9 protein-coding genes are annotated in these 9,692 nt (G+C 69.0%); 5 read left to right on the top strand and 4 right to left on the bottom strand.

Annotated features, from left to right (window positions below; all coding sequences use genetic code 11):
- Positions 1-177 precede the first annotated feature (177 nt).
- Positions 178-1,077, bottom strand: coding sequence for a LysR family transcriptional regulator (locus tag VF330_RS31625; protein WP_330855362.1), 900 nt, complete (start codon positions 1,075-1,077; stop codon positions 178-180).
- A 452-nt stretch (positions 1,078-1,529) separates the two neighbouring features.
- Between VF330_RS31625 and tig the strand changes: the two genes are divergently transcribed.
- The 4 genes from tig to clpX all read left to right on the top strand — a co-directional run bounded on the left by tig (position 1,530) and on the right by clpX (position 5,824).
- Complete coding sequence (tig, locus tag VF330_RS31620; RefSeq protein ID WP_330855361.1) at positions 1,530-2,876, top strand: trigger factor; 1,347 nt, start codon at positions 1,530-1,532, stop codon at positions 2,874-2,876.
- A 186-nt stretch (positions 2,877-3,062) separates the two neighbouring features.
- Positions 3,063-3,647 (top strand): ATP-dependent Clp protease proteolytic subunit, encoded by a 585-nt coding sequence (locus VF330_RS31615; RefSeq protein ID WP_330855363.1) that lies wholly within the window; start codon positions 3,063-3,065, stop codon positions 3,645-3,647.
- A 35-nt stretch (positions 3,648-3,682) separates the two neighbouring features.
- Positions 3,683-4,297, top strand: coding sequence for an ATP-dependent Clp protease proteolytic subunit (locus tag VF330_RS31610; RefSeq protein ID WP_154697940.1), 615 nt, complete (start codon positions 3,683-3,685; stop codon positions 4,295-4,297).
- A 246-nt stretch (positions 4,298-4,543) separates the two neighbouring features.
- On the top strand, positions 4,544-5,824 hold the full coding sequence (gene clpX / locus VF330_RS31605) for an ATP-dependent Clp protease ATP-binding subunit ClpX (protein WP_330855360.1): 1,281 nt from the start codon (positions 4,544-4,546) through the stop codon (positions 5,822-5,824).
- A 193-nt stretch (positions 5,825-6,017) separates the two neighbouring features.
- Here clpX and VF330_RS31600 read toward each other — a convergent pair whose 3' ends face one another.
- Genes VF330_RS31600 through fdhD form a run of 3 tightly spaced genes read right to left on the bottom strand, consistent with a single transcriptional unit; the run spans position 6,018 to position 8,883 of the window.
- Entirely contained in the window at positions 6,018-6,899 is an 882-nt protein-coding gene (locus VF330_RS31600; RefSeq protein WP_330855359.1) for an alpha/beta hydrolase, read from the bottom strand.
- 39 nt (positions 6,900-6,938) lie between these two features.
- Positions 6,939-8,069 (bottom strand): CaiB/BaiF CoA-transferase family protein, encoded by a 1,131-nt coding sequence (locus tag VF330_RS31595; protein WP_330855358.1) that lies wholly within the window; start codon positions 8,067-8,069, stop codon positions 6,939-6,941.
- Complete coding sequence (gene fdhD, locus VF330_RS31590; protein WP_330855357.1) at positions 8,056-8,883, bottom strand: formate dehydrogenase accessory sulfurtransferase FdhD; 828 nt, start codon at positions 8,881-8,883, stop codon at positions 8,056-8,058. The genes VF330_RS31595 and fdhD overlap by 14 nt, the downstream gene beginning before the upstream one ends.
- 65 nt (positions 8,884-8,948) lie before the next feature.
- Between fdhD and VF330_RS31585 the strand changes: the two genes are divergently transcribed.
- On the top strand, positions 8,949-9,692 hold a 744-nt coding region (locus VF330_RS31585), incomplete at its 3' end, for a phytoene desaturase family protein (RefSeq protein ID WP_330855356.1).

Here is a 9,692-nt window from a genome sequence, read left to right as displayed (position 1 = left end):
AAGCGTGTCGACTTGACCTGACCCCTCGGGCGCGGCAAGAGCATCAGGCACGACTCGTGACGGGACCCCACCGGAACCTTCGTTTCAAGACAAGGCGGCTCGGCTTCGCCTTCGCGTTCGGCTCGCCTTCGGCTCGCCGCTTGCCTTCGGCATCGCGAGAGGTGTGGGCGCGTGGTGTCAGGTCAGGGAGGCGACCTGGTCGCTCACCACTTGGGCTGCTGCCGACACCAGGGCCGTCACCGCCGGGTTCGTCGAGTTGTCCTGGCGCCAGCCGAACTGCGTGTACACGCGGAACGTCGGGGACCAGGGCAAGCGGACCAACCTGCCGTCCGAGAGTTCGGAGGACACGGTGACCTCGGGCATCAGTGCTATGCCCAGGCCGGACGCCACTGCTCGTTTGGCGGCGTCCACCGAGTCCAGTTCCAGGACGGGGGCTCGGGTGTCGTCGAAGCCGATCGTGTGTTCGAAGAGCTCGTGGTAGGAGGCGCCGTTCTCGGCGCGGATGAGGGTGCTGCTGGTGATGTCGTCCTCGGTGAGGGACTGGCGCTGGGTGAGGACGTGGTTCGGGCCGGCGACCATGACCAGGGGTTCTGGGCAGAGGACCGTGGTTTCCAGGCCCTCGCGGGGCTCTATGGCCCCTATGAAGAAGGCGCAGTCCAGCTGGCCGTCGCGCACCGAGGCGAGGTTGTTCAGGGCGTTGCGCGAGTGCAGTGAGAGTTGGACCGACGGGTAGCGCCAGCACATGTATTCGATGAGCGGTAGCAGACGGTAGTCGGTCAAACTCTGTGCGGAACCGATGACGAGTTTGCCGTGCGGCTCGCCGTTCATCGTGATGGCTTTTCGGGCCTTTTCGGTGAGGTTGATGATGTTTCGTGCGAAGGGGAGGAGTTCCACCCCCGCGGACGTCATCTGGATACCTCGGGGGAGGCGGCGGAAAAGGACGACCCCGAGGCCCTCCTCCAGGGCCTTGATGCGGGTGGTGATGGTCGGCTGCGAGCAGTTGAGCGTGGCTGCGGCCTTGGTGAAGCTCCCTGTCTGAACCACGGTAGTGAACGCGAGAAGCTGGCGTGTCTCCATCAGGCGGATCCTCGGAGTAAAACGGTGCGACGACTTTTTCTCGTTCGTTCCCGTGATCCCGTTACGGGTGGTGCAGGAGCCGTAACGCTACCTGTCGGTCGCGAGGCCCTGATTACTGCTAACGGAGTCATCTCGATCTGTGTCGAAGAAGGGTTTCGGCCGAAAGAGTGAAATTGAAGCTGCCGATTTTACGGGCGGTAGTGGGGCGTGTTGTCTCGGTGAAGTCGTTCGCGGGACGAACAAGAAGTGGGTGCTCTCGGGGTGGGACGGCGGTCGGCGGGCTGTGGTTCCGGGAGATCGGGTCCGGGGTGCGCGGCGGGGGTCCGGGTGCGGCGGAACCGGGGTGGCGGCGGTCACAGCGCGGGTCTCGCCTAGACTCGCTGGGAATCCGGGCGTCCCGTGTGGCGGTACCGGCTGTCTTGCACGTTCTTGTTCGTATCGAGGAGTCCACGTTGAAGAGCACCGTCGAGCACCTGAGCCCGACGAGGGTCCGGATCAACGTCGAGGTGCCGTTCGACGAGCTCAAGTCGAACTTCGACCAGGCGTACCGGAAGCTCGCGAAGCAGGTCCGCATCCCCGGCTTCCGTCCGGGCAAGGCCCCCGCCAAGGTTCTGGAGAACCGCATCGGCCGCGCTCCGGTGCTGGACGAGGTCATCCAGGAGGCCATCCCGGCCAAGTACCTGGAGGCGGTCAACGCGGGTGAGGTGCGCACGCTCGGCCGTCCGGACTTCGAGGTCACCAAGATCGAGGACGGCCAGACGCTCGAGTTCACCGCCGAGGTCGACGTCCGTCCCGAGATCACCGTGCCCGCCTTCGGCGAGCTGGCCGTGACGGTCGACGAGCAGGAGGTCACCGACGAGGACGTGACCACGCAGCTCGACGAGCTCCGCGCCCGCTTCGGCACGCTGACCGGTGTCTCGCGTCCCGCCGAGACCGGCGACTTCGTGAGCGTCGACCTGTCGGCCACCGTCGACGGCGAAGAGGTCGAGGAGGCCCGCACCGCTGGCCTGTCCTACGAGATCGGCTCCGGCCAGCTCGTCGAGGGCATCGACGACGCGCTCGTCGGCGCCTCCGAGGGCGAGACCAAGACCTTCGCCACCACGCTCGTCGCCGGTGAGCACTCGGGCCGCGAGGCCGAGGTGTCCGTCGTGCTGAACTCCGTCAAGGAGCGCCAGCTGCCGGAGCTCGACGACGAGTTCGCGCAGCTCGCCAGCGAGTTCGACACGCTCGACGAGCTCAAGGCCGACCTGCAGACCCGCCTCGGCCGCGTCAAGAAGATGCAGCAGGGCGTCCAGGCCCGCGACAAGGTCCTCGAGGCGCTGCTGGAGACCACCGAGGTCCCGCTGCCCGAGGGCATCGTCCAGGGCGAGATCGACGCCCGCAAGCACGACGCCGTGCACGCCTTCGACCACGACGACGAGAAGTTCGCCGCGTGGCTGGCCGAGCAGGGCCAGTCGGAGGAGGAGTTCGACGCCGAGCTCCGCACCGCCGCCGAGCAGGCGGTCAAGACGCAGCTCGTGCTCGACTCGATCGCCGACGCCGAGCAGGTCACGGTGTCCGACGGCGAGCTGACCGAGCGGATCATCTACCAGGCCCAGCGCTTCGGCATCTCGCCCGACGAGTACGTCAAGCGCGCGCAGCAGTCGGGCCAGCTCGGCGCGATCTTCGCCGACGTCCGCCGCGGCAAGGCGCTCGCGAGCGTCGTGCGCCAGGCCGAGGTCACCGACACGGCCGGGCAGAAGCTGGACCTCGACGAGCTCTTCGGCGAGACCAAGTCCGATGAGGACGGCCAGGAGTAGTTCCCGACACTCGCCGCGCGGGCGGCGAGCGCCGGAAATACAGCCCTGAGCGAACGCGGGCGGTGTCGGGCATCTGACGCCGCCCGTCTTCGTTAAGGTCGATCGCAGAGAGTTTTGGCATCCAGATTCGTTCCACCTGGAGTTAGGCAGGCAGACGTGACGCAGCACTCCTTCCCGACCCCCGAGATGCGGTCGGCCACCGCCGGGATGAACCTCAACGACTCGGTGTACGAGCGGCTGCTCCGCGAGCGGATCATCGTCCTGGGATCGCAGGTCGAAGAGGGCATCGCCAACCAGATCACCGCTCAGCTGCTGCTCCTCGCCGCTGAGGACCCCGAGAAGGACATCACCCTCTACATCAACTCGCCGGGTGGTTCCGTCACGGCGGGCATGGCCATCTACGACACGATGCAGCTGATCGAGCCGGACGTGGCCACCGTCGCGATGGGCCTCGCGGCCTCGATGGGCCAGTTCCTGCTCTCGGCGGGCGCCCCCGGCAAGCGCCAGGCGCTCCCGCACGCGCGCATCCTCATGCACCAGCCGTCCGCCGGTGTCGGTGGCACGGCCGCGGACATCGCCATTCAGGCGGACATGCTCACGCGCACGAAGCTCGAGATGGCCCAGCTCATCGCCGAGCACACCGGCCAGTCGGTCGAGACCATCACCCGCGACTCCGACCGCGACCGCTGGTTCACGGCCCAGGAGGCGCTGGAGTACGGCTTCGTCGACAGGGTCGTCACCCGGTCCCAGCCGGTCAGCTCGGGCAACTAGGAAGCTGAGGAGATCTCGAAGTGAGCCAGTTCCACATGCCTCAGTCGCGCTACGTGCTGCCCTCGTTCGTCGAGCGCACCAGCTACGGCATGAAGGAGTCGAACCCGTACAACAAGCTGTTCGAGGAGCGCATCATCTTCCTCGGCGTGCAGGTTGACGACGCTTCGGCCAACGACGTGATGGCGCAGCTGCTGGTCCTCGAGTCCGAGGACCCCGACCGCGACATCCTGATGTACATCAACTCGCCGGGTGGCTCGTTCACCTCGCTGATGGCCATCTACGACACGATGCAGTTCGTGCGCCCGGACATCCAGACGTACTGCCTCGGTCAGGCCGCCTCGGCCGCCGCGGTGCTGCTGGCCGCCGGCACGCCCGGCAAGCGCCACGCGCTGCCCAACGCGCGAATCCTGATCCACCAGCCCTCCATGGAGGGCGCGTACGGTCAGGTGTCCGACCTGGAGATCCAGTCGAACGAGATCCAGCGCGTGCGCCGCCTGATGGAATCCACCCTCGCGCGGCACACCAACCGGACGGCGGAGGAGGTTCGCGAGAGCATCGAGCGCGACCGCATCCTCACGGCCGACGAGGCCAAGGAGTACGGCATCGTCGATTCGGTGCTGCCCTACCGCAAGCTTTCGGCCAAGTCCTGACGGAGCGCGGTTCCCGAGGACTGGGAATTCCCCCAGTCCTCGGGGACCGGGCACCCGACACGCCCGGGAAGACCGCGTGTCTGGCCTGATCGACGCGTCGGAGCGGCGCGGGTCCTCCCCTGAAACGGGGTGGGCCAGGTACCGTCAGTGCAACGGGCTCAGCACCCACAGCCAGTGGGACTGCCACAGCAAGTCAGCAGGCGCACTACAGCAGGTGTGCGCCGGAGGGGACATAGGTCAGCGGTCATGGCGCGTATCGGTGACGGCGGCGACTTGCTGAAGTGCTCTTTCTGCGGAAAGAGTCAGAAGCAGGTGAAGAAACTCATCGCCGGCCCCGGCGTCTACATCTGCGATGAGTGCATCGATCTCTGCAACGAGATCATCGAGGAGGAGCTGGCGGAGGCCGGCGACGTCAAGCTCGACGAGCTGCCGAAGCCCGCCGAGATCCACGAGTTCCTCGACCAGTACGTCATCGGCCAGTCCGAGGCGAAGCGGACCCTCTCGGTCGCTGTCTACAACCACTACAAGCGCATCCAGGCGGGCGACCGCGGGCGCGAGGGTCGTGACGACGGCGTCGAGCTCGCGAAGTCGAACATCCTGATGCTGGGCCCCACGGGCTGTGGCAAGACCTACCTCGCGCAGACGCTCGCGAAGATGCTGAACGTTCCGTTCGCCATCGCCGACGCGACCGCGCTGACGGAGGCCGGCTACGTCGGTGAGGACGTGGAGAACATCCTCCTCAAGCTCATCCAGGCGGCCGACTACGACGTGAAGCGCGCCGAGACGGGCATCATCTACATCGACGAGGTCGACAAGATCGCTCGCAAGAGCGAGAACCCGTCGATCACGCGCGACGTGTCCGGCGAGGGCGTGCAGCAGGCGCTGCTCAAGATCCTGGAGGGCACGACGGCGTCGGTGCCCCCGCAGGGCGGCCGCAAGCACCCGCACCAGGAGTTCATCCAGATCGACACGACGAACGTGCTGTTCATCGTGGCCGGTGCCTTCGCGGGCCTGGAGAAGATCATCCAGGACCGGGTCGGCAAGCGCGGTCTCGGCTTCGGTGCCGAGGTGCGGTCCAAGGCCGAGACGGACTCGGCGGACTACTTCGCCGACTCCATGCCGGAGGACCTGATCAAGTTCGGTCTGATCCCCGAGTTCATCGGGCGTCTGCCGATGGTCGCCTCCGTCACGAACCTCGACAAGCCGTCGCTGGTCATGATCCTCACCGAGCCGAAGAACGCCCTGGTGAAGCAGTACCAGAAGCTGTTCGAGATGGACGGCGTCGAGCTCGAGTTCACCAAGACCGCGCTGGAAGCGGTCGCCGACCAGGCGATCCTGCGCGGCACCGGTGCCCGAGGCCTGCGCGCGATCATGGAAGAGGTCCTGCTCCCGGTGATGTACGACATCCCGAGCCGCACGGACGTCGCCAAGGTCGTCATCACCGAGCAGACGGTCAAGGAGAACGTGAACCCGACCATCGTGGCCCGGCAGCCCTCGCGCCGCGAACGCCGCGAGAAGTCGGCCTAGGTTCGACGAGTTCCACCCGAAGGGCGCCCGGCTCCGGCCGGGCGCCCTTCGCGCGTTCCGGGGCAGAGCGGAGGCACGACGGTGCGGCGGTCACGACGGACTCGCGCTCGCCGACGAGCAGGCCACGTCGGCGTGAGTCTGCGCCCGCCGCCCGCGACGCCCGTCCCGGGCGCGACCGGTCGTGCTGCCGGATCTAGACGGCGCGCTTCGCGTACTTCGCGAGGAACCGGACGACGTCGGGCGTCACCTTGCGGTAGAGCCCGTCGTCGTGCCCGCCGCCCTTCACCGTGCTGACCTCGGGCCGCACCTCGCGCATGAACCGGCGCGTGCCCTCGATGAACTTGTCGCGGTCGCCGATCCACACGCCCAGCGCGGTCGTGCCCGTCGCCTTCAGGTGACGCAGCGGGTCGAGCGAGGTCCACTCGCCCTCGTTCTTGAACGCGCGGCGCTTGGCCATCTCCTGCCACGTCGTGATGAGGCCGGGGGAGATGACCGCGGCGGCCGCGACCGGGTCGCCGCGTTCGGCGCGGCGGCGCGCGTAGAGCAGGGAGCCGAAGCCGCCCATCGACACGCCCGTCACCGCGAACGGCTCGCCGTAGCCGCGGTCCTTGAGCCAGCGCGGGACCTCGTCGAGCAGCATGGCCATCGGGTCGTCGCCGGGGACGTTCTCGTGCCAGTAGTTGTCGCCGCCGTCGACCGCGACGAAGCCGAACGCCGGGACGGAGCCCTTGGCGACGGCGGCGGTCAGGACGTCGGGGAGGTTGCCGATGGCGGCGTGCCGGGCGTCGCCGTGCAGGCCGTGCAGCAGGATCGACATCGGCAGGCCGCGGGTGCTCACGCCGGTCGGGAGGTAGAAGGCGAGGGTGACCTCGCGGTGGCGGGCGGCCGAGTACACGCGCTCGAAGCGGACCGTCGGCTTCGCGGCCGGCTTGTTGTTCACGCTCTCCGCCGTGGCGATCTGCTGCGAGGCTTCGGAGGACGACGACGACACGTACGTCGCGACGCCGATCGCTGACGCGACGACCACGCCGATGGCCGCGAGGAGGGTGCGGCGGCTGTACCTCGGTTCCCCCATGTTCACCTCATCGCGCGAACGTCGTTCCCCGTTTCCCACTCAGAGGACGGAACGCACGCGCAGGGAGGTTCGTTCCTCACTCGAATAACCCAGCCAGGTCAGCACGGCGTCATTGTGCGCGCCGAGGCCTGGAACCGCACCAGGTGACCACTCGAAGCCCCGCACCGGGGGCGGCAGCATGCCGACCGCACCGCCGGGAACCCGCACGTCAACCCACGTGTCGAGCTGCGGGTGGGTGGGCAGGTCGGTGACCGGGCGGGTCAGTGCCGCCGGCACGTCGGCGGTGTCCAGAGCGGTCAGCAGCTCGGCCGCCGTGAGGTCCGAAAAAGCCTGTTCGAGCAGGTTCTGCAGCTCCCCGCGGTGCTCCACCCGCGACGCCACTGTGGCGAACCTCTCCTCCTGCGCCAGCCCGGCCAGCTCGCAGAGCCGCTGCCACTGGCCGTCGTTCTGCACGGCGAGGTGCACGGCGCCGTCCGCGCACGCCACCGGGCCGTACGGCGCGATGCTCGGGTGGTGTGCGCCCGACCGCGGCGCCGCGGCACCCGTTCCCGCGGCGTAGAGCAGCGGCTGGTGCATCCACTCGGCCATCGCCTCGAACAGCGACAGCCGCAGCCGTGCGCCCTCACCGGTCCGCGCCCGCCGCAGCAACGCCGCCAGCACCGCCGACTGGAGCTGCACGCCGGCCGCGATGTCGGCGACGGAGATGCCGGCACGGGCCACCACGTCGCCCTCACCGGTCAGCGACACCAGCCCCGCCTCGGACTGCACCAGCGCGTCGAACGCCTTGCGGTCCGCGTAGGGGCCGTCCCAGCCGTAGCCGGACATCTCGCCGACGACGAGCGTGTCCGGCAGGTCCAGCGCCAGCCGTCGCCACACGCGCGGCGACAGGTTGCACAGCAGCACGTCGGCGCGGGCGACGAGCCGGGTCAGCACCTCGCGGCCGTCGGGGTGGTGGACGTCGAGCGTCACCGACTCCTTGCCGGCGTTGGTCCACGCGAAGTACGACGACACCTCGCCGCACGCCGAGTCGTAGTGGCGGGCGAAGTCGCCGGTGCCGGGCCGTTCGACCTTGATGACGCGGGCGCCCAGGTCGGCCAGCAGCCGCGTCGCGTACGGCACGGCGACGGCCTGCTCCAGGCTCACCACCACGACGCCGTCAAGCGGTCTCAAGCACCCGCTCCCCACCGGTGTAGACGTTCATCGAGTCACCGCGCAGGAACCCGACGAGCGTCATGCCCTGCTCCTCGGCCAGCTCGACGGCGAGTGACGACGGCGCCGACACCGCGGCCAGCAGCGGGATCCCGGCCATCGCGGCCTTCTGCACCAGCTCGAACGACGCCCGTCCGGACACCATCAGCACCGCGCCGCGCACCGGCACGAGGTTCTGCTGCACGGCCCAGCCCAGCACCTTGTCGACGGCGTTGTGCCGGCCCACGTCCTCGCGCACGACCAGCAGCTCGCCGTCCACGAACAGCCCGGCCGCGTGCAGGCCGCCGGTGCTCTCGAAGACCTTCTGCTTCTCGCGCAACGCGTCCGGGAACGTCGTGAGCGCCTCCGGCGTGACCCGCAACGGGTCGAGGGCGGGGGAGTGGCGCGTCTTGAGCTTCACGGCGTCCAGCGCGCCCTTGCCGCACACCCCGCACGACGACGTGGTGTAGAAGTTGCGCTCCACGCCCGTTTCCGGCGGCGGCACCCCGTCGGCCAGCGCGACGTCCAGGACGTTGTAGGTGTTCATGCCGTCGGGACCCACGCCGTCGCAGTAGCGGGCGACCGCGATGTCCTCCGCCGAGCCGATGACGCCCTCGCTGAGCAGGAAGCCGTGCGCCAGCTCCACGTCGTGGCCCGGCGTGCGCATCGTGACGGCCAACGCCTTGCCGTTGACCCTCAGCTCCAGCGGTTCCTCGGCGGCGAGCGCGTCGACTCTGCGCCGCCGACCGTTCGACGACACCCGTTCGACCGCTCGGCGCACCGTCACTCGGCCCATGTGCACATCTCCTTCGGACCGCTATGTTCCCCACCGACCAGGCTACGTGGGAGGGATCTCGGGGCATGGACGACGTCGTGATCGTGGGAGGCGGCCACAACGGGCTCGTGGCGGCCGCGTACCTCGCCCGTGCGGGCAAGTCGGTCCGGGTGCTGGAGAAGCTGCCGCACGTCGGCGGCGCCGCGGTGAGCGCGTCGCCCTGGAAGGGCGTCGACGCCCGGCTGTCGCGGTTCTCCTACCTGGTGTCGCTGCTGCCCGACCGGATCGTGGCGGACCTCGGCCTGAACCTGGTGCTGCGGTCCCGCGCCGCGTCCTCCTACACGCCGAACGGCGGGACCGGCCTGCTCGTCGAACGCACGCCCGGCGAGGCGACCGCCGAGTCGTTCCGGGCGGTGTGCGGGTCGCTCGACGACTGGGAGCGCTGGCAGCGCTGGTACGCCGACCTGGAGCTGATGGCGCAGGCGCTCGCGCCGACCCTGCTGGAACCGCTGGTCTCCCGCGACCACCTGCGCGTGCACGTCGACGCGGTGGCGCGCGGCCGGGTGTGGGAGCAGGTCTTCGACCGCCCGATCGGCGCGACGCTGCAGGAACTGTTCGACAACAACCTCGTGCGCGGTGTCGTCGCCACCGACGCGTTGATCGGCACGCACGCGTCGCTGCATTCGCTGGCGGCCAACAAGTGCTTCCTCTACCACGTGATCGGCAACGGGACCGGTGAGTGGAGGGTGCCCGTCGGCGGCATGGGCGCGGTCACGGCCGAGCTGGAACTGGCCGCGCGCGAGGCCGGCGCGCGGATCGTGTGCGACGCC

The organism is Lentzea sp. (assembly GCF_036380075.1).
Lineage (GTDB): Bacteria > Actinomycetota > Actinomycetes > Mycobacteriales > Pseudonocardiaceae > Lentzea.
The sequence above is the reverse complement of the archived record's forward strand: the minus strand, read 5'-3'. Positions and strand labels throughout refer to the sequence as shown.

Excerpts from the sequence above, each read along its gene's own strand:
- VF330_RS31610 (WP_154697940.1), top strand. The coding sequence starts at position 3,683 with ATGCCTCAGTCGCGCTACGTGCTGCCCTCGTTCGTCGAGCGCACCAGC.
- VF330_RS31600 (WP_330855359.1), bottom strand. The coding sequence starts at position 6,899 with ATGGGGGAACCGAGGTACAGCCGCCGCACCCTCCTCGCGGCCATCGGC.
- fdhD (WP_330855357.1), bottom strand. The coding sequence starts at position 8,883 with ATGGGCCGAGTGACGGTGCGCCGAGCGGTCGAACGGGTGTCGTCGAAC.
- clpX (WP_330855360.1), top strand. The coding sequence starts at position 4,544 with ATGGCGCGTATCGGTGACGGCGGCGACTTGCTGAAGTGCTCTTTCTGC.
- VF330_RS31615 (WP_330855363.1), top strand. The coding sequence starts at position 3,063 with ATGCGGTCGGCCACCGCCGGGATGAACCTCAACGACTCGGTGTACGAG.
- VF330_RS31625 (WP_330855362.1), bottom strand. The coding sequence starts at position 1,077 with ATGGAGACACGCCAGCTTCTCGCGTTCACTACCGTGGTTCAGACAGGG.